Origin of the sequence: Paracoccus everestensis, from assembly GCF_021491915.1 — a bacterium.
Lineage (GTDB): Bacteria > Pseudomonadota > Alphaproteobacteria > Rhodobacterales > Rhodobacteraceae > Paracoccus > Paracoccus everestensis.
In genome coordinates, this window is the sequence record NZ_CP090836.1 from 1,832,574 (window position 1) to 1,850,711 (window position 18,138).

An 18,138-nucleotide genomic window follows, 5' to 3' on the forward strand; every position below is an offset into this window, starting at 1 on the left:
TGCCTTCCGCGGCCCGTTTTGCTCGCGCTGCTTTTCAAGCCCCAACTTTCCTGCGGCCGGTGTATACGAGAGGAGTTCGTTTGGCGTCGATCAGCGGCTGCATTTTAGTCCGCATCTAGTCAGTATTGATCCGCGATCTCGACCCTGGATCGCGTTGGCCCAATAAACGAGACTTGCGGAGAGGGAGGACGTCATGCAGTTCCAGCGCACCATCGGGATCGACTACTCTGGAGCGGAAACGGCAGACTCCAGCCTCCCGGGCCTGCGGGTCTATCAGACCGAAGGCGGTGGCTCTGCCCTGGAGATCGCCCCGCCACCAGGCCCCAAGCGCTACTGGACGCGCCGGGGGCTTTCCATATGGCTGATCGAGCGCCTCGCCGAACCCATCCCCACCATCGTGGGCATCGACCACGCCTTCTCCTTTCCCGAGGCCTATTTCAGTAAGCATGCCCTGTCCCGCGACTGGGATGTCTTCCTCAACGACTTCCATCATCACTGGCCTACGGACGCACCCAGCCTCTACGTCGACTTTCTGAGACATCAGGGGGATGCAGACGCGGCGCTGGCAGCCCGCCGTACTGGTGAGACGCGCTGGCGCCGCAGAGTGGAGGAATTGGCCCGAGCAAAGTCAGTCTTTCATTTCGACGTCACAGGTCAAGTCGCCAAATCGACCCATGCTGGCCTGCCCTTCTTGCGCCGTATCCGCCGTGCGCTGCCGAACCTGCACGTCTGGCCGTTCGATGGGTGGGAGATACCCCAGAACCGTTCGGCGCTGGTCGAAGCCTATCCCCGCCTTTACAGCGCCGCATATACTGCAGAGGACCGGACACCTGATCAACACGACGCATTTTCAACAGCATCATGGCTGCGCGATGCGGATGCGGAGGGGCGGTTGGCTGAGGCTTTGGCACCAAGGCTGAGCGAGGCCACCGCCCGTCTTGCGCGGCACGAGGGCTGGATCCTCGGCGTGATGTCAGACCAACCGCCTGCCTCGAAAACAGCGGCGGGCAAGGCAGTCAGGTCTCAGCACTCTCGCTCAGCCAAAGGAACTACAAGACCTGGATATCGCAATCCCAATGGTCAGGTGGTGATTGCTCCAACAGGCCGCGCTGGTACGGACCACAACCAGCAGGTCTATCACCTTTGCTGCGGGCAGTGCGGGCTGAACTACGGAGCAAACGGCTCGGACATCCACGCACGCAAATGCCCAGCTTGCGGCGGCGGCAAGCCCGGGCTGGTGATCTGAGGGTACGGCCCTTAGCCGCCATTCACTTGTCTCAGCATGCTGCAGCGCGCTCAGACAATGCTCACACTGGGTAGACCATCTCGTGTGCCTGCGCCCAACTTAACCCTCATGCACTGGTAACGCATTTCAGAGTAAGAAGTCCTGCTCGATCAGCGAGACCAGTCTTGAGAGTTCAACCGAAAAATCAGCTCTACTGTCTCCGTCTGTGTCTGCCAGAACCAAGGTGGTGGTGTTGCTACGCTGATAACGCAGTTCGCCTGCAGAACCTGAGAAGCTTGCCGTTCCAATAAACGCGAAGGCTTGATTGCCGAAGAGGTGCAGGTCTGCGTCCATAGAGGCTAGATTTATCCTGTCGCCCTGTAGGCGGTTAAAGTCGGAAATTAAGTCCCGTCCCACTGCCCCTATACCTGACTCAAGCCTGTTACCGAACACAAATTGATCTGCTCCGAGGCCGCCTGTCAGGTAGTCTTTACCTAGTCCACCTACCAAGCGGTCACTGCCAGCACCGCCCATTAAGGCGTCGCTTCCATTATCGCCGATCAGCCTATCATCGCCGGCACCGCCGGCCAGGGTGTCAGCACCCCCGCCACCGTTCAGGAGGTTGTTGCCGGCATTGCCGGTGAGACGGTTGCTCAGCGTGTTGCCGGTACCGTTGATGCTTGCGCTGCCTGTCAGGACCAGGTTCTCGACATTTGCCGAGAGGACATGGGAGACGGAGGTGTGGACGGTGTCTGTTCCGGCAGTGGCGGCCTCGACAACCCGGTCGCCGACGTTGTCCAAGATGTAGCTATCGTTTCCGGCACCGCCGGCCAGGGTGTCAGCACCCCCGCCACCGTTCAGGAGGTTGTTGCCGGCATTGCCGGTGAGACGGTTGCTCAGCGTGTTGCCGGTACCGTTGATGCTTGCGCTGCCTGTCAGGACCAGGTTCTCGACATTTGCCGAGAGGACATGGGAGACGGAGGTGTGGACGGTGTCTGTTCCGGCAGTGGCGGCCTCGACAACCCGGTCGCCGACGTTGTCCAAGATGTAGCTATCGTTTCCGGCACCGCCGGCCAGGGTGTCAGCACCCCCGCCACCGTTCAGGAGGTTGTTGCCGGCATTGCCGGTGAGACGGTTGCTCAGCGTGTTGCCGGTACCGTTGATGCTTGCGCTGCCTGTCAGGACCAGGTTCTCGACATTTGCCGAGAGGACATGGGAGACGGAGGTGTGGACGGTGTCTGTTCCGGCAGTGGCGGCCTCGACAACCCGGTCGCCGACGTTGTCCAAGATGTAGCTATCGTTTCCGGCACCGCCGGCCAGGGTGTCAGCACCCCCGCCACCGTTCAGGAGGTTGTTGCCGGCATTGCCGGTGAGACGGTTGCTCAGCGTGTTGCCGGTACCGTTGATGCTTGCGCTGCCTGTCAGGACCAGGTTCTCGACATTTGCCGAGAGGACATGGGAGACGGAGGTGTGGACGGTGTCTGTTCCGGCAGTGGCGGCCTCGACAACCCGGTCGCCGACGTTGTCCAAGATGTAGCTATCGTTTCCGGCACCGCCGGCCAGGGTGTCAGCACCCCCGCCACCGTTCAGGAGGTTGTTGCCGGCATTGCCGGTGAGACGGTTGCTCAGCGTGTTGCCGGTACCGTTGATGCTTGCGCTGCCTGTCAGGACCAGGTTCTCGACATTTGCCGAGAGGACATGGGAGACGGAGGTGTGGACGGTGTCATTCCCTCCGTTCTCAAGCTCAACAACACGGTCACCGAAGGAAATGTGATACTGATCATTTCCACCCGCACCGATTAGGTCCTCTGCATCCGAGGTGCCACGCAGGGTATCGTTCCCCTGACCGCCAACCGTCTTGTTGTCATCAATGATATCGATCCGAATGACCTGCATATTACCGCCATCAGCGAAGGTCATGTTGCCTGAAAGTTGCACCGTCAAATAAGCGGTCTCAGTCTCCTCGGCTATGCCGTCTCTGGTGGCCGAGATTGAAAGTGCCTCAGTCCTACTGGTAGGGAACGTCGAAACAGCATTGATCCAGTTACTTCCGGCGAGCATTCCGAGGTCATAATTCGATGCCGTGCCACCGAGCACTGACGTTTCGTAGCTATAGCTAACCCAGTGGTTGATCATACCTGTAAAGTTCAGTGCTTGATCCAGCGTCTGCCCTTCGCGAATGGTGATCACCTCTGGTAAGGTGTCCACATAGGTGGCCAGCAAGGGCGGCGGAGATCCAGTTAATTCGAACGATGTGTCGAATCCCAGGGCGCGCAACTCGGAATTGGTGTAGGTCCGGTTGTTGCCGTAAACATCCTGGATCTCGACGCGTTCTATGTCGACGACGCCAGCAGCATTAGCCGCAGAGTAAAGATACTGGTAAGAAGCCCGCCCGTCAGACCAGTCGTCTGACGTCATTCCAAAAATTCCAGCCAGATCCCAGTCGCTGAAAGATGGAGCGCCACTGACGCCGAAACTATACGTTAGATCGCGATCTAACCAGATCCACACCTGATCGATTTCGTTACTGTCGCTACCTGCAGCAGAGAATTCCACGACGGTATTGCCGCTGCTCAGATCGACATGCTTAGGCAGGTTTAGTTCCGTGAGCACCGGCGCGATCATATCTGCATCGACGCTGTGCACAATAATCTCGGTGTTGAAGCCAAGGTCACGCAAGGTCTGGGCGGGGATCGTCGTCCGATTGCCTTCGAGGTCCACGACCTCGATGTCCGTGATATTCAGAGGACCTGCAATGTTGTGGGGTAGGATCGACTCGGTATAGCTGTGGCTACCATCGGCCCAGTCGCTGCCCCATCCGTGAATGATCTGAAAATTGTATGATCCCGAGGTCGTCGCAAGTGGTCGATCATAGTTGACAACCACATAATCTATCCCGTCTGGATCCTGGATGCTTGCCGCTAAAGTCAGTTCGATCTGGCCGTTGCGCAGGTCGAGGATAGAAGGAACGGTGAGAGAAGTGATCTGCGATGGAGCAGTGTCAACCATGGAAAAAACCTGAGCTTGTGCGAAGCGAAATACGGCGCTTCTCCGCACCAGAGCAAAGGCGCACTTTCGTAAGGCTTTCAAGAGCTTTTGTAAAACAGGCTTAACGTCCGGTTATGTCAAGATCGAAAGAGCACACGCGTCGAACATCAGAGAACGGGAAAGCCTTTGACCTGTCCCAGGTCGTCCATCGTTCATAACAAGGAACCTTTGTTATTGTGCGCTGTCACAATTGCATCACGCCGCTTTCCGCCCTTCGCGTCTTCTGCTGCGATATCGCCGTCCTTTCATACGCGGGGCAGTCATATTGCGGGCCTTATCGCCGATGTAATCTATCTCAGCCGCTGTTGTTGCGAACGCATTCGAGAACAGGTCAGGAAGATATCTCCAACTCATTGATTGGGGGCCGGTTGACAGCACCCACCCCATCGGAACAAAACAGGAACTCCAACTTTTCGTCTGCAACCGCTTTCCTGGGTGCCCTCCGTCATGCCCCCGTCCTTCAACCCCGCAATAGCCGCCCTGTGCGATCAGATCGCGCGGATGGAGGGTGAGAGCGGACCGACACGCGAGGTGCTGCCCTTCGGCGTACCGGCGCTTGATCGCCGCCTGCCGGGAGGTAGACTGGCCTTGGGCTGCCTGCACGAGGTGGCAGGTGACGGCAACGGCGCGGTGGATGGGGCTGCGGCCTCCTGCTTTGCGGCCGGCATCGTCGCCCGTCTTCGTGGACAGGTTCTCTGGTGCGTGACACAGGCGGGTCTCGGCCCGGACCGGGTGATCTATGTGGAGGCCGGCGATGACGTCTCGGTGCTGGCCTGCATGGAGGACGGGCTGCGCCATGGTGGCTTGGGCGCGGTGGTGGCCGATGTCGCGCGGCTCTCGATGACTGCGTCCCGGCGGCTGCATCTCGCCGCGAAAGGACCTGGCACCCCCGGCATCGCGCTGCGCCGCTGGCGCAGGCAGCAGGACACCTATGACTTCGGCCAACCTACGGCGGCGATGACGCGCTGGCGCATCTCGGTCCTGCCCTCCGCGCCCCTGCCCGTCCCCGGTCTCGCCCGGGCCCGCTGGCTCATCGATCTGATCCGGGCACGGGCAAGCGATTCTCTCGATATTGAACTAGAGGCGTGTAATGGCACGGGTCATATCGGTCACCCTGCCGCTCTGGCCGATCGACCGGCTCAGGCGGTCAGCGCCTGAGGAGGCACCTGCGTCGGACGAGAGGCCGCTGGTGCTGGCAAGCCGGGTCGGCAATCGCCGGCTGGTGACCGCGGCCTGTTCGGTAGCGCAGGAGTTGGGCCTTTCCGTCGGCATGCCGGTCAGCAAGGCCCAGGCGCTGGTGCCGGGGCTGCAGGTTGTGCCTCATGATCCGGCTGCCGATGCTGTGTCCCTGGAGCGGCTGGCGCTCTGGGTCTTGCAGCGGGTCTTGCCCATCGTAGCAGTCGATCCGCCGGACGGGTTGGTGATCGACTCGACTGGCGCTGATCATCTCCATGGCGGCGAAGAGGCCATGCTGGAGACGCTAATCGGCAGGCTGGTGATGTCGGGCGTGACCGCTCGGGCAGCCATCGCCGATAGCTGGGGTGCCGCCCATGCCCTGGCCCGCCATGTCGCGGAACCGATGCATGTGTCCGAGCCGGGCGTGGCCGAGGCCTTACTCGCCCCCCTACCCCTTGCGGCGCTGCGGCTGCTGCCCGCGACACTTGCCAGCCTGGGCACCTTGGGCTTCACCTGCATCGGCGATCTTCTGCATTAGCCCCGCGCACCTTTGACCCGGCGCTTCGGCCTGGACCTCTGCCGCAGGCTGGATCAGGCCTTGGGGCAGGCGTCCGAGCCGATCGAGCCGCTGCGGCCCGCGGACCTCGTCGAGGTGCGCCGCGGCTTTGCCGAGCCGATCGCTGCCGCCGAGACCATCGCCCGCTATATCGGCAAGCTGGTGGTGAAGCTTTGCGGTGCCCTTGAAGAACGCGGCCTTGGCGCGAGGCAGCTCGATCTTCTTTGCTGGCGGGTCGATGCCCATGTCCAGACGGTGCGCCTGGGTCTAGCCCGCCCGCAGCGCGACCCGCAGCGGCTGACCCGGCTCCTCTGCGAGAAGATCGAGACCATCGCGCCGGGCTTCGGCATCGACATCCTGTCGCTGACGGCGGTGATGGTAGAGCCGCTGGAAGCCCGGCAGATGGCCAGCTCGCTTCTGGAAACCGCCGCTCCCGATCTTTCCGGGCTGGTCGATGTGCTGGCCAACCGCGTCGGCACCCGCGGCGTCTACCGCATGGCCCCGGTGCCCAGCGACGTGCCGGAGCGCTCTGTGACCCGCATTCCGGCCCTCTCCGAACCGGGCGGTGTCGGCTGGCCCGATCACTGGCCGCGGCCTTCCCGCCTCCTGCCCCGGCCCGAGCCGAACGAGACCCTGGCGCTCTTACCCGACCATCCCCCCGTCTGGATCGCTTGGCGCGGCATCCGTCGCAAGATGGCCCGCGCCGACGGACCCGAGCGGGTCTTCGGCGAATGGTGGAAGCGCGATGCTGAACTGATCGCGGTCCGGGACTACTTCCGTATCGAGGACGAGGCGGGAGAACGCTATTGGGTGTTCCGGGCCGGCGACGGCGAGAACAGTGAGACCGGCAGCCACCGCTGGTTCCTGCATGGGGTGTTCGGATGAGCCGGAACCCCATGACCGAGTGATGCGAGTTCGAGGCTGAACTTTGCTTAGTAAGTCCCTGCCTTGGCCGGCCCGCGCTCTGTGAAGGCGTAGAGGGCTGGAGCCGGGCGCGTGTCCCACCCCCGAACTCGAGAAGGTGCTGGGCAAGACCCTCGTCGTGCCGCTCTTTCAGGAACAGGCAATAAGGTTGCGATCGAGTGATCGGGCTTCACGCCCGGTGAGACCGACATGCTCATAGAGTTCATGGCCACCTTCAAGTTAACCAGCGAGGGTATGTCTTCAAGGACAAGCTCGTGACGAGGATGGTCCGGGGCGCCTTTGACGTGGACTTCGCCGAGCGCACCTTCAGACAGTTGGAAGGCTTCAGCTCCTACGGCTTTCCCGACAGCCATGCCGCTTATTCGCGCCCGTGGCCTATCCAATAAGGTCTTCGGTCGGGAACGCGTGTACAAATCACCCGTGCCCTGGCGTCGTCGCTCCTCTCGCAACGATGCACCCCTCCTAGACGCGGAACAGCTGCGCTTGACGCCAGGCGCGCTGTCCCTGCCTCACCTAGATAAGAGTTGCGGCTTAGATCCAACTTTGCGATGAATGGCGGCCAAGGATTTCCTCTCTGAGTGGTTCGACAGTCTCTTGGACCTACCCCGCGCAACCCTTGCAACTGCTCTGGCGGTTCTCTCTTTTCTTCTCTTTGCCGGCTTGATCGCAAGTTGGCTTCGAGCAGGTCTGCATCGGCGAGCGACCAGAACGCGCGGCAATGTTGTGGCCTTTGAACAGAAGCGACGACATCGACCGCGCAGACCGCCAGTTCCCAGACGGGGATGGGCTCGGCTGGCGCCTGCAGGGCTCATCGCTCTGGCTGCTGGTCTTGCAATATGGTTTGACTTCGAACGTGACCTGTCGACCCGTCGCGAACCTTCCCTACGTGGCTCGGTCACCCACGTCCGGGATGGTGATACGATTGAGGTGGCAAGCGTGCCGGTTCGGATCGCCAATCTCGACTGCGCGGAAATGTCCACGGCCGGGGGGCGGACTGCTCGCGAGCGGATAATGCAAATTGTGAGAGGTCAGCAGGTCGCTTGTAACCTGGAGGGCCGAAAGAGCTACGACCGTGAGGTAGGAACCTGCGTCTTGGCATCCTCAGGCGAAGACTTGGGCGAGATCCTGATCGGCGAGGGCGTGTGTGGGCGCTGGTAAGATGCGTCAAGCCCCGGAGCAGCATTGCCCCGAGTATCCGCCAGATGGCAAAGCTCCGGGCAATGTTCAGGGCGATGTGAAATATCGCCAATCGAGAGCGCGTCGGAGACTCGCACCGGCAGCCCGGTCCTAAACGCAGGAACGGGTCCTTCCTGCATCTCAAATCCTATGCGGTGGGATCGAGCGCGGCGCTTTCCTAGCGACGAACTGAAAAACACCCATTTCGTTTCGTTTTGATGCCGCACCCAGCAAATGCAGGAGCTCTCGGGTCAAAAAGGGCCTCCGAAACGAAATGGGGGGGTGGGGGTCATTTCGTTTCGGCCCCTCTGACGACACAGTTCAGCGAGCGTCGCGGAGGCTGCGGGCGACGCAGCAGTCGCCTGAGCTCTGCCGCGCTGTAGTCGTTGAAGAACAGGCTTCGTCCATGGCGCCGAGGAGCGCTCGGGCAGCGGAACGCGCAGCTCCAGAATTGGTCCTAGCCTGCCATCAGGAAGATTAACGCGAGCCCAAGCGCCAACCCCGCTGCCGTTGACAGCCACCCTCGAAGCCCGATCAGCGCATAGGAGATGATCACGCACCCTCCCCCGACAAAGGCGGCGGAGAGCAGCGCAGAACCCGGCGCCTGAGCCAGCCGGATCAGGTCCGGGCGTGCGATCATGCCCAGGGGAATGAGGTAGAGCCCGATGCCCAGAGCCATGGCCGTCATGGCCACCCGCAACCAGTTCTCCTGCGCCATGCCGGCGGCGATGAAGACTGCGCCGCAGACCGGCGGCGTGATGGTTGAGAGGAGCGCAAACCAGAAGACAAAGAGATGCGCCTGGAGCGGCTCCAGACCCAGAGCCGTCAGTGCCGGTCCCGCCACCGAGACGCAGATGACATAGGCGGCGGTGGTCGGCACCTCCATCCCCAGAACAAGGCAGGCGAGCGCCGTCAGCAAGAGCGACGGCCACAGGTAGCCATTGGAAGCTGACAGGATCAGCGAGGTGATCTTCACGCCCAGCCCGGTCATGGCCAGCACGCCGATGATGATCGACGCGCAGAGGATGATTGCGGCAATGAGCGAGACCTGCCGCGCCGCGCCGATCAGCGCCACCTCCGCTCTCGCCGCCGCACGCCGCAGATCAAGGCGCATATCCGCACCGGTCAGGAGCAGGACCGTGCCGGCAATTATCGCCAGTGCCGCAGAATACTGCGGCGTGTAGCCAATCCAGAACATCGCCCCCAGCAGCACCGCGAAGGGCACCATGAAGAAGGCGGAGGTCACCAGGACCTCTTTTGGCGCAGGTTGCTGCTCTGGCGGCAGTCCTCCCAGATCCAGACGGCGCGCATAGGCGTCGATCCCGAACCAGACCACCGCGAAGTAGAGAAGCGCCGGCAAGAGGGCCGCCGTGATGATCTGCGTATAGGGCGTGCCGGTCAGCTCGACCATGACAAAGGCCCCTGCCCCCATCAAGGGCGGCATGATCTGTCCTCCGGATGAGGCCACCGCCTCGACCCCCGCCGCGATCCGGCGTGGGTAGCCCATCCGGATCATGGCCGGGATGGTGACCGCGCCTGTTGAAGCCACATTGGCCGAGGCCGATCCCGAGATGGAGCCAAAGAGGGCCGAGGCGATGACCGAGACCTTGCCGGCGCCGCCACGCAGCCGGCCTGCGACGGCAGCGGCGAGGTTCATGAACCCCTGCCCCGCCTCGCCCGCATTCAGAACCGCGCCCAAGATGACGAAGATTGCCACCACCCCGACCGAGACGCCGGTCAACTGGCCAAAGATCCCGCCTTCGGCCAGGGTCATCGTGCCCATCAGGCTGGCGGGAGGCAGTGGTGCATGGCCGAACTCGCCGGGTACATGCTGACCGAAGGCGGCATACAGCAGGGCGATCGCCGTCACGACCGGCAGGGGCTAGCCAATGGCGCGGCGTGCCGCCTCCAGCACTGCAAGCAGCAGGACGCCTCCAACGGCATACTGGAACCCGGTTTCGACGAAGCCATACTGATCGGCCAGACGATCCGCGCTGACGGCAATCCAGACCGCCGCGGCCATTCCCGCCAAAGCCAGCGCAACGCCGAAGGCCGAAACCCATCGATGGGCACGCTGTTCGGTGAAGAGGAAAATCCACGGCAGGATCAGCGCCACGTGCAAGGGGCGCGCCACCAGGTTCGGCACGAGCCCTGAAAAGATCAGACCGAGATGAAACGCAACCAGCAGGAACGCGGCGAACAGCATGACTGCCCGCCGCGTTTTCGAAAGGGACGGCTGGCTCATTCGGCGTGAGCCACGCCCGCTTCGTCGTAGTAGCGTGCTGCACCCGGATGCAGCGCCTCGAGCGCCGCGACCTGCTCCGGGGAGACGCCTGCCCACCAGGGCGCCGTTGCGGCCATGGCCTCGCGCTGGGTCCAGAAGGCCTTGGTCAGCTCGTATGCGGTATCATCGTCCATGGCCGTGGTGGTGAAGGCGATGACCGGCAGTCCGGTCGTCACGATGTCCCCGCTCTGACCGGGATAGACATCACCGGGAATGACAACGCGTGCCTGCCCCGTCTGGGCCACTTGCTCCTCGCTCAGCGACAGGAGCCGCACCTGCTGGCTAGCCGCAGCCTCTATTACGTTCGGCGCCGGGAAGCTGCCGGCGGTCACGAAGCCGTCGATCTGGCCGTTCTTCAGGGCGTCCCGCCATTGGAGAGTTCCGCGTCTGCAATGGTGACATCCTCCATCATCCCGAAGAGCTCGAGATACTTCTCGCCCTCCGTTGCCCCGAAGCTGCCTTTCCCGAGCAGGATGCTCTTCCCCTCGAACGCCTCAAGCGTCGTCGGGCCTTCGCCGCCCGCCACTACGAAGTGCATGGTCAGCGACGGGATGGGAAACAGCGACCGGATCTCGTCGAACTGCGGGGCGTTCCTGCCCTCGAAGGCGCCGCTCCCGGCCTGTGCGTCCTCCACCAGCGATGGCGGCGCGGTGAAGACATAGTCCGCTCCACGCGCGCGAACCTCCATGACGTTCTGCACGGACCCCTGGCTTTCCTCCACCGTCATGACCAACTCGCCACCCGAGGCGGCTTTCATGCCTTCGGCGAGCTCGACTCCCATCTGGTAATAGGACGTGCCGGTCTTGGCCGACTTGTAGGTCAGCCGCGTCTCCGCCTGCGCAGCGCCTGCCGCCAGCACCACCGCCCCCGCCAGCACCGCCTGTGTCCAATGTCGCATGTCTTGTCCCCCTCATTGTCAGAGGCGACATGAACCGGGAGGGAGGAGCAGGTGTCAAGGAGGTGCCTCCCGCAGCTCGCAAAGCCAGCTCCGCGTGCGGAAGAGCCGTGGCCGATCAGCTAGGCGCTTTTCTATGATGCCCGCGCTCTTTGCGGCTGCTTCCACACGCTTCAACCGCTAATGGAAGCAGCTGAACACGAACAATCAGGAATGGAGGTTGTGATGACGTTGAATCCGAGTTGGGACGAGGCTGTGGCCTTTGCTCGGAAGAGGTTGGACCAGCTCCTTCCTGCGCTGGAGGACATGGACGGCGCGGATTTCGTATACATCCAAACAGCCGTCGAGGGGGCGGTCAAGCTGAATAATTTAGCTTTCTCAGACACTTCGTGGGTACCTGAGGCTGAAAAGCTGGGGCCTTGGTCATCCAGAAGATCAACGAGCATTCCGGGGGAAGAGCTCGCGTCAGTAGGTGACGTGGATGAGCTACACTCGCCCTACATCTCCGAGTTGAGAAATATGCTGTCCAAGGCAACGCACGAACGAGGAGCTTTCGAAGCTGTATCCCGTCATGCAGCCGATCTGCGGGCGCTTGGGCTGCCTTGGTGCGCAGAATTGGAGGAGTTCGTGCTTGCAGGTTTGTGGCGCAAGATGGTTCGTCCCGCCGCCCGTCGCAGAGGACAAACTCACCCGGTCCGCGACAACATAATCTGCTTGATCTTGGGCGAACTGGTTCAGGGCTTCGGCGTGACCCTGACGCGCAATGAAGGGTCAAGTGATCGACAAAGCGCTTGTGACATCCTTGCAGCAGCAATGCCGAAGGGTGCCAGGTTTCCCAAAACCTATGTCGCGGTTAAGCGCATCTGGTACGAGAGCCCCGCCGAAATGAGAGAAACCTTCCTTCAACCGGAGAACGTAAAAGTAGCAGAAGCTTGATCAACCGTCCGGGACGCTCGGCCTGACCTATGGGTGGCCGGTGCGTCTAGCGTGCATTCTGCACGTATGTGGCAACATGTTCCGACGTTCTCGTCAGGCATCTTGGTGCAAGCTCGCCAACGAGATGGGTAGTCACCTCGTACAGGGGAGAACGTCGATGACGTTTACCCTGCGCTTCGCCGCTCTGTCACCCGCTCCCAGGGATACGCCGGAATGAGAAGCAACTTCTCGCAGCTCAAGGCGATGCTGCTTGGTAGCAATGCTGCTCTGGCTCTGTGTTGGTCTCCTGCTCCAAGTCCGTCTTCAGAATTACAGAGTACGCGGTGTGACGACTGACCAGGTCTTGATCAGGGCATCCCTCGTCCCGTTGATGCAGAACCTCTTGTGGACCACATCAAAGATCCTATGCGCGGCGGTGCTTCAGCCATGGTGGCCACGGGCGATTACCAGCTTCACCGCCACCAGGGAGCTGGTTCAGGAGGCAGAGCATGAACCCTGTTCAGGCGGTAGGGTTACCACCCAAACGCATCCGACAGGCAGATCGCCAGATCCAGCGTGTGGCGCGCACCGTACTCGCTATCACCCTGTGTGCACAGTGCAGCTGATGATGCGTTCGCCCGCGTCTTGTCCGGGCAACACTGCGGCTACCGGCGATCTTCGTCTTGGTGCGTCCTCAGGGGCATGTGTATCTCGAAAGAGGGCTGAAACTTGATCCACGACTGATCCGGGATCTTCCGCCACCTTCCGCCTTGCCTCGGCAACATGCGAAAGGAACCAACAATGACTGAAGAAATCTGGCGCTTGCCCCGTGTGGCAGCAACGATCGGCATGGGCCGCTCGTGGATCTACCTTGCGGTTCAGGAGGGGCGCTTCCCCGCGCCGGTGCACCTGGGTGCGCGCGCGGTTGGCTGGAAACGCAGCGACGTGCAGGCGTGGCTGGATAGCCGCGGCAAGAGGGTGCTGTAATGGCCGCGCGTCCCTCGAAGCGGAAGTCTGGCCGCCGCGATTATGTGAATACAGAAGCACTTTTCTGGGCTGAGGCCTTTCTGAAGATGCCGATGGGCCCGAAGACCCTTCTGCTGTTTCTCGCCCGCAAGGGCGACAACTACGGCTGCAGCTACTACAAGCAAGAGGATCTTGCCGATAATCTTGGTTGCTCGCCGCGGAGCGTTCAGGCTCATCTACGCAGCCTGCAGAACTATGGGTTGATCCGTATCATTGGCCGGTGTGAGACCCAGAAGCAGGTGAGCAATGTCTACCACGTCATCGGCTGGGTAGGTCGCGAACAGCTGCCGCCTCTCGGCCACCCCAAGCTAGGAAAGTACATCAAGGAGCCGACACACGCAGATTATCTGGAAGCGCTCCGGAAGCAAAATTCAGTCCCTCAACCGGCAGAATCTGCCGACCATAATAATAACACTAAAATACTTACTACTTCTGGCGAAGGGGATGTGCTCGAGACCTGCATCGCGGCACTCGGCTCCTGGATTGGGACCCGTGAAAAGAACCTCCTGCGCGACGACTACCTTAGCCTGTTCCACCTGATCGAGCATGGCTACGGCGTTGAAGCCCATATCCTGCCTTTGCTGCGGAAAAAGGCCGAGACGCGCCGTAAGGCTCGTCTCATCCGTACTTGGGACTACTTTGGAGATGCAATCGCGGAGCACGCGGCTACGGTTGAAAAGGAACTCGACAAGGCCTTTCGCGAAGTGCCGCAGCGCAAGCTGGTGCGCACCGACCCGAAAGAGGAAAAGGAGCGCGCCGCCCTTCAGCAGATTTTCGACAGCGTGAAGCGTATGCCTCCCGGCACGGGTCTCGGCGGAGGCGCGGAGTGATGGAGAACCGCACTCACCGTCCGGCGGTCGACCTTAGCTCGCCCAGTCCCGAAGGCGCCTCGCGCCCTTCCGACTCCCTTTGCCATGCCATCGGCTCTGCCGCGTTGATTCCGCAGTTGCAGGCAAAGATGGCTGGCTTTCCGTCCACCTTCACACTGCGCATGCTGGGAGTGATCCGCTTCGATCCTGCAGCCATCGCTGCCGTGCTTTTCGGCCTGGGAAGCGTGTGCCAGCGTTGTTGGAGCCTCCTGACATGACCCGCGGCTCCAACCCCCTGCCGGCTGGGAAGATGACGGCGCCTGAGCGCCGGCGCGAGCTCTGCGCGCTCCTCGGGCTCGGCCTCATTCGGCTCCGGATGCGCAACAGCGACTTTACGGAGACGGTTCGCAACGGAGTGGATCTGGCGACTACACATCCGGCTCGAGCAGAGCGGTAGTGCGGACGAGCGAAAGCAATGAAGAAGCAAATGACGAACGTTGATCCCATTCCCGCACGTCTGGCCGCCCTGAAAGGGGCGCCGGCGACCGAGCTGAAGAAGCAATGGCGCGAGCTCTTTGACAGCGCGCCGCCGCCCTTCAACCGCCGCTACCTCGAGAGCCGCCTCGCCTACCGCATCCAGGAACTGGCCTATGGCGGCTTAAAGCCGGAGACCATCCGCCGTCTCGAGCGGCTGGGCGAGGAGCTGGACGGCGGTGATCGCACCAAGAGCCGCGTCCGCGCCGATCTGATGCCGATCACCGGAACGCGCCTCATCCGTGAGTATCAGGGCGTCGAGCATGTGGTGGCCGTCACTGTGGACGGCTTCGAATGGCAGGGGCGGCCCTACAAGTCGATCTCCGCCATTGCCCGCGCAATCACCGGTACCCGCTGGAACGGCTGGGTGTTCTTCGGCCTCAAGAACCACCGGAGCCGGGCATGACGCGCGCACTGGAGAAGACGAACACAAAGCCGATTGTTCGCAAGCTCCGCTGCGCGGTCTATACCCGCAAATCCTCCGAAGAGGGGCTGGAGCAGGAGTTCAACTCGCTGCACGCCCAGCGCGAGGCCTGCGAGGCTTATATCGCCTCCCAGCGCTCTGAGGGCTGGGTGCTGGTGCGCGATGAATACGACGACGGGGGGATCTCCGGGGGCACGTTGGAGCGCCCTGCCCTGCAGCGGTTGTTGACCGACATCGAGGACGGGCTGGTCGATGTGGTGGTGGTCTACAAGATCGACCGGCTGTCGCGCTCGCTGATGGACTTTTCGAAGCTGGTGGAAGTGTTTGACAGAAATGGCGTGACCTTCGTGTCGGTCACCCAGTCCTTCAACACCACCACCTCCATGGGCCGGCTGACGCTGAACATCCTGCTGTCCTTTGCGCAGTTCGAGCGCGAGGTTACCGCCGAGCGCATCCGCGACAAGGTGCGAGCCTCCCGCATGAAGGGCATGTGGATGGGTGGTCCCACGCCCTTTGGCTATGCGGTCAAGAACCGCAAGCTGATCCTCGACGAGGAGGACGCCCAGCACCTGCGCTGGATCTTCGCGCGCTTCCTGGAGCTCGGCTCCTGCACGGAACTGGCCCGCGAGGTGGCAAAGCAGGGCATCCGCACCAAGCGCGGCAACCGAATCGACAAGAAAGCGCTCTACCGGATGCTCAACAACCGCGTCTATATCGGCGAAGCGGTGCACAAGGGCGAAAGCTACCCCGGCGAGCACGACGCCATCATCGATCGCGGCACCTGGGACAACGTCCATGCCATCCTGACGGACAGTCCGCGCTCCCGCGCCGCCCGCACCCGGGCGCAAACGCCGGCGCTGCTGAAGGGCCTGATCTATGGCCCCGATGGCGCGGCCTTCTCGCCCAGCCACACCCGCAAGGGCGGCAAGCTCTACCGCTACTACGTGAGCCAGGCCGTGCTCAAGCATGGTGCTGGGTCCTGCCCCGTGGGCCGTGTCTCTGCGGGCGAGATCGAAGCAACCGTCATCGACCAACTGCGCGCGGTGTTCCGGCAGCCGGAGATCATCGCCGGCACGTGGAAGGCGGCACAAGCGCAGGAGAGCGATGGCAACAGCGGAATTGCGATCAGCGAGGCCGATGTCCGCGACGCCCTGCATCAACTCGATCCGCTCTGGGGCGAGCTCTTCCCGGCCGAGCAGGCGCGTATTGCGGCGCTGCTGATCGAACGGGTCGATGTGGGCCCGGGCGGGCTATCCGTGCGGCTGCGCATCGATGGGCTGAGCGGTCTTGCTCACGAGATGCGGGCCCAGGACGTGGAGCGCGCGGCATGAACCTCGCTGCTCCTGTTCCCGAGACCATGACCTTGCATGTGCCGTTCCGCGTGGTGAAGCGTGGCGGACGCAAGGAGATCCAGTTGCCGAAGAACGCGCCCCAGACCCGCAGGAGCGACAGCACCCTCGTCAAGGCGCTGGGCCGAGCCTTCCGCTGGAAGCGCATGCTAGGGTCCGGCGAGTTCGCAACCATCAGCGAACTGGCCGAGCACGAAGCCATCGCTCACTCGTACATGACCCGGGTTCTGCGCCTGACGCTGCTCGCGCCGGACATCATCGAGGACATTCTCGATGGCAAGCATGGTCCCGACCTGACGCTGCCCCGCCTGCTGGAGCCGTTTCCGCCGGAGTGGAACCGTCAGCGGGCGTACTGGACTGCAGCGCTGCAATAGCAGCCGCCCGCTGTCCCCGACCCACACCGCCTGACTGAAGACATCTTCCGCTCAGGCGTCCCCCGATCTTCGAGGACGAACGGCATCGCCCTTCCGGCGAGCAATGCCTGTCGGCCTCGTGGATGCTCACCTAAACAAACCTCAAGAAGGACCATGACGATGAAAAAGCACGAAGGCCACACTTGGTGGGACCGCGAGTTCATGCAGCAGTTGGCGAAAGATTTCGAACCGCAATTTTGTGTCGGCTTCATGGTGCTCGCATCATACGTCGATGATCGCGGTGAACTGGGCTACCAGAACGCCGTCGATGCCCTGGTCGCAGCAGATAGAGACTTGGACGAACCCAAGGCCAGAGAGATGATAACGCAATTCACCGCAAAGGGGATGGTGACTGAACAAGGTCAGTCGCTCGTGTTCCCAGGGTTCGGAACGGACTTCATCCCGAACCAGAAAACACGGGCGGAAGACTGACGAACTCGCTGACAGCGCAGCGCTGGCCGACTAGATAATGGCAAGATGCCCATGCGTAGAGAGGCTCCCCTGCAGAGGCATGCCCAACCTATCGTAGGGCGCGTGCCCGCTCCATTCCGGTGGGGAGGTCATGTTTCTTACTTGGAGGCAACGTAGCCCGACAATCAGCGGCGCCGAGCCGCCTGTAGTTCACCTGCGGACCCACCCTTGAGCTTGGTGAAGCCGCGCCCCTTGGCGCGGCTTCAGCCACTTATCCGATCCTGCTTGGAAGAATTACTGCGCCAGGTGCCCAGCGCCAGGTGCCGAGCAACACATGAGCCGCTGAAGCAGCAGATTAACCGTATCTCAACCAGTACATCGGCAACCTTTGCAGTGACACTTGCAGAAATCACCTCCTCCCAATCCCGCCGCATTTGCGAAGGACGAATGCTCTATCTGGTATGGCCTTGTGACGATCTCTGGAACCTGCTGCCGGCTCACCCGCCGGTCAACCGCGACAGCAAGCGAGACCGCCTTCCGTCGGCAGAAACTCTGGAAAGAAGCCAGGAGCGGATCCTTGATTGGTGGCAGCGAGCCTGGTTGCGGCAGCCAAGCACCGCGACGCGCTTTCACGCCGAAGCGCAGGCATCTTTGCCACTGATGGCCGGAACAGCCGATGAGCCTTCGGCGGTGTTTGCAGGACTCCAGGCGAGACGCTTCACGCTGCGTGCGGATCAGCAGGTGATGGAGTGGTCCCCTTGATCGGACATGTCACTGCACAGTGCCGAGGATTAGACCTGAGGCTTGCCAGTGCGTCGCGTTCGGCCCTAAGCTGCCGGTCGGCTGTCGCGGATGCTGCTCAGCCGCGTTCCCGGAAGCTGCCTTTCGGACGCGACGCAGCGAGATCGCTGCCGGCCTGATATCAATGCGGGACATTGAGGCTGCCCTTTGCAAACGCAGCGCCTACCAGCAT

The 18,138-nt window shown here is 62.1% G+C and carries 18 protein-coding genes; 13 read left to right on the top strand and 5 right to left on the bottom strand.

Annotated elements, in window-relative coordinates; all coding sequences use genetic code 11:
* Nucleotides 1-193: 193 nt before the first annotated feature.
* Nucleotides 194-1,246, top strand: a complete 1,053-nt coding sequence (locus LZ585_RS09050; protein WP_234853265.1) for a hypothetical protein — start codon at nucleotides 194-196, stop codon at nucleotides 1,244-1,246.
* A 126-nt stretch (nucleotides 1,247-1,372) separates the two neighbouring features.
* Here the strand turns inward: LZ585_RS09050 and LZ585_RS09055 are convergent, their stop codons facing one another.
* Entirely contained in the window at nucleotides 1,373-4,234 is a 2,862-nt protein-coding gene (locus LZ585_RS09055; RefSeq protein WP_234853266.1) for a calcium-binding protein, read from the bottom strand.
* A gap of 486 nt (nucleotides 4,235-4,720) precedes the next feature.
* On the opposite strand from LZ585_RS09055, the gene LZ585_RS09060 reads away from it, so the two are divergent.
* Genes LZ585_RS09060 through LZ585_RS09070 form a run of 3 tightly spaced genes read left to right on the top strand, consistent with a single transcriptional unit; the run spans nucleotide 4,721 to nucleotide 6,890 of the window.
* Entirely contained in the window at nucleotides 4,721-5,431 is a 711-nt protein-coding gene (locus LZ585_RS09060; protein ID WP_234853267.1) for an ImuA family protein, read from the top strand.
* Nucleotides 5,364-5,987 carry a Y-family DNA polymerase gene (locus LZ585_RS09065; protein ID WP_256445612.1) on the top strand — a complete coding sequence of 208 codons (624 nt, stop codon included), beginning with the start codon at nucleotides 5,364-5,366 and terminating at the stop codon, nucleotides 5,985-5,987. Before LZ585_RS09060 ends, LZ585_RS09065 begins: the two co-directional genes overlap by 68 nt.
* Nucleotides 5,988-5,999: 12 nt before the next feature.
* The gene (locus LZ585_RS09070) at nucleotides 6,000-6,890 is read left to right on the top strand and encodes a DinB/UmuC family translesion DNA polymerase (RefSeq protein WP_234853269.1); all 891 of its coding nucleotides are present in this window, start codon (nucleotides 6,000-6,002) and stop codon (nucleotides 6,888-6,890) included.
* Between the two features lie 1,672 nt (nucleotides 6,891-8,562).
* Here the strand turns inward: LZ585_RS09070 and LZ585_RS09075 are convergent.
* Genes LZ585_RS09075 through LZ585_RS14895 form a run of 4 tightly spaced genes read right to left on the bottom strand, consistent with a single transcriptional unit; the run spans nucleotide 8,563 to nucleotide 11,287 of the window.
* The gene (locus LZ585_RS09075) at nucleotides 8,563-9,975 is read right to left on the bottom strand and encodes a TRAP transporter permease (protein WP_234853270.1); all 1,413 of its coding nucleotides are present in this window, start codon (nucleotides 9,973-9,975) and stop codon (nucleotides 8,563-8,565) included.
* Between the two features lie 12 nt (nucleotides 9,976-9,987).
* A complete protein-coding gene (locus LZ585_RS09080) occupies nucleotides 9,988-10,350 on the bottom strand; it encodes a hypothetical protein (protein ID WP_234853271.1) in 363 nt (120 codons plus the stop codon).
* Nucleotides 10,347-10,721 carry a TAXI family TRAP transporter solute-binding subunit gene (locus LZ585_RS14890; protein WP_315857592.1) on the bottom strand — a complete coding sequence of 125 codons (375 nt, stop codon included), beginning with the start codon at nucleotides 10,719-10,721 and terminating at the stop codon, nucleotides 10,347-10,349. The genes LZ585_RS09080 and LZ585_RS14890 overlap by 4 nt, the downstream gene beginning before the upstream one ends.
* Nucleotides 10,722-10,744: 23 nt before the next feature.
* A complete protein-coding gene (locus LZ585_RS14895) occupies nucleotides 10,745-11,287 on the bottom strand; it encodes a TAXI family TRAP transporter solute-binding subunit (protein WP_315857593.1) in 543 nt (180 codons plus the stop codon).
* 222 nt (nucleotides 11,288-11,509) lie between these two features.
* On the opposite strand from LZ585_RS14895, the gene LZ585_RS09090 reads away from it, so the two are divergent.
* From LZ585_RS09090 to LZ585_RS09130, 9 genes are all read left to right on the top strand, one after another.
* Nucleotides 11,510-12,220: a hypothetical protein gene (locus tag LZ585_RS09090; RefSeq protein WP_234853272.1), complete on the top strand. Its 711-nt coding sequence runs from the start codon at nucleotides 11,510-11,512 to the stop codon at nucleotides 12,218-12,220.
* Nucleotides 12,221-13,000: 780 nt separating this feature from the next.
* A complete protein-coding gene (locus LZ585_RS09095) occupies nucleotides 13,001-13,186 on the top strand; it encodes a helix-turn-helix transcriptional regulator (RefSeq protein ID WP_234853273.1) in 186 nt (61 codons plus the stop codon).
* Nucleotides 13,186-14,055: a helix-turn-helix domain-containing protein gene (locus tag LZ585_RS09100; protein WP_234853274.1), complete on the top strand. Its 870-nt coding sequence runs from the start codon at nucleotides 13,186-13,188 to the stop codon at nucleotides 14,053-14,055. The genes LZ585_RS09095 and LZ585_RS09100 overlap by 1 nt, the downstream gene beginning before the upstream one ends.
* Entirely contained in the window at nucleotides 14,055-14,312 is a 258-nt protein-coding gene (locus tag LZ585_RS09105; RefSeq protein ID WP_234853275.1) for a hypothetical protein, read from the top strand. The genes LZ585_RS09100 and LZ585_RS09105 overlap by 1 nt, the downstream gene beginning before the upstream one ends.
* A 209-nt stretch (nucleotides 14,313-14,521) precedes the next feature.
* Complete coding sequence (locus LZ585_RS09110; RefSeq protein WP_234855797.1) at nucleotides 14,522-14,974, top strand: DUF2924 domain-containing protein; 453 nt, start codon at nucleotides 14,522-14,524, stop codon at nucleotides 14,972-14,974.
* Entirely contained in the window at nucleotides 14,971-16,323 is a 1,353-nt protein-coding gene (locus LZ585_RS09115; RefSeq protein ID WP_234853276.1) for a recombinase family protein, read from the top strand. The genes LZ585_RS09110 and LZ585_RS09115 overlap by 4 nt, the downstream gene beginning before the upstream one ends.
* Entirely contained in the window at nucleotides 16,320-16,715 is a 396-nt protein-coding gene (locus LZ585_RS09120) for a hypothetical protein (RefSeq protein WP_234853277.1), read from the top strand. The genes LZ585_RS09115 and LZ585_RS09120 overlap by 4 nt, the downstream gene beginning before the upstream one ends.
* Before the next feature lie 159 nt (nucleotides 16,716-16,874).
* Entirely contained in the window at nucleotides 16,875-17,186 is a 312-nt protein-coding gene (locus LZ585_RS09125) for a hypothetical protein (RefSeq protein ID WP_234853278.1), read from the top strand.
* Between the two features lie 426 nt (nucleotides 17,187-17,612).
* Nucleotides 17,613-17,927, top strand: a complete 315-nt coding sequence (locus LZ585_RS09130) for a hypothetical protein (protein ID WP_234853279.1) — start codon at nucleotides 17,613-17,615, stop codon at nucleotides 17,925-17,927.
* Nucleotides 17,928-18,138: the final 211 nt, after the last annotated feature.

Excerpts from the sequence above, each read along its gene's own strand:
- LZ585_RS09110 (WP_234855797.1), top strand. The coding sequence starts at position 14,522 with ATGACGAACGTTGATCCCATTCCCGCACGTCTGGCCGCCCTGAAAGGG.
- LZ585_RS09065 (WP_256445612.1), top strand. The coding sequence starts at position 5,364 with ATGGCACGGGTCATATCGGTCACCCTGCCGCTCTGGCCGATCGACCGG.
- LZ585_RS09100 (WP_234853274.1), top strand. The coding sequence starts at position 13,186 with ATGGCCGCGCGTCCCTCGAAGCGGAAGTCTGGCCGCCGCGATTATGTG.
- LZ585_RS09125 (WP_234853278.1), top strand. The coding sequence starts at position 16,875 with ATGAAAAAGCACGAAGGCCACACTTGGTGGGACCGCGAGTTCATGCAG.
- LZ585_RS09105 (WP_234853275.1), top strand. The coding sequence starts at position 14,055 with ATGGAGAACCGCACTCACCGTCCGGCGGTCGACCTTAGCTCGCCCAGT.
- LZ585_RS09080 (WP_234853271.1), bottom strand. The coding sequence starts at position 10,350 with ATGAGCCAGCCGTCCCTTTCGAAAACGCGGCGGGCAGTCATGCTGTTC.
- LZ585_RS09120 (WP_234853277.1), top strand. The coding sequence starts at position 16,320 with ATGAACCTCGCTGCTCCTGTTCCCGAGACCATGACCTTGCATGTGCCG.
- LZ585_RS09095 (WP_234853273.1), top strand. The coding sequence starts at position 13,001 with ATGACTGAAGAAATCTGGCGCTTGCCCCGTGTGGCAGCAACGATCGGC.
- LZ585_RS09090 (WP_234853272.1), top strand. The coding sequence starts at position 11,510 with ATGACGTTGAATCCGAGTTGGGACGAGGCTGTGGCCTTTGCTCGGAAG.
- LZ585_RS09130 (WP_234853279.1), top strand. The coding sequence starts at position 17,613 with ATGCTCTATCTGGTATGGCCTTGTGACGATCTCTGGAACCTGCTGCCG.
- LZ585_RS14895 (WP_315857593.1), bottom strand. The coding sequence starts at position 11,287 with ATGCGACATTGGACACAGGCGGTGCTGGCGGGGGCGGTGGTGCTGGCG.
- LZ585_RS09050 (WP_234853265.1), top strand. The coding sequence starts at position 194 with ATGCAGTTCCAGCGCACCATCGGGATCGACTACTCTGGAGCGGAAACG.
- LZ585_RS09115 (WP_234853276.1), top strand. The coding sequence starts at position 14,971 with ATGACGCGCGCACTGGAGAAGACGAACACAAAGCCGATTGTTCGCAAG.
- LZ585_RS09060 (WP_234853267.1), top strand. The coding sequence starts at position 4,721 with ATGCCCCCGTCCTTCAACCCCGCAATAGCCGCCCTGTGCGATCAGATC.
- LZ585_RS09055 (WP_234853266.1), bottom strand. The coding sequence starts at position 4,234 with ATGGTTGACACTGCTCCATCGCAGATCACTTCTCTCACCGTTCCTTCT.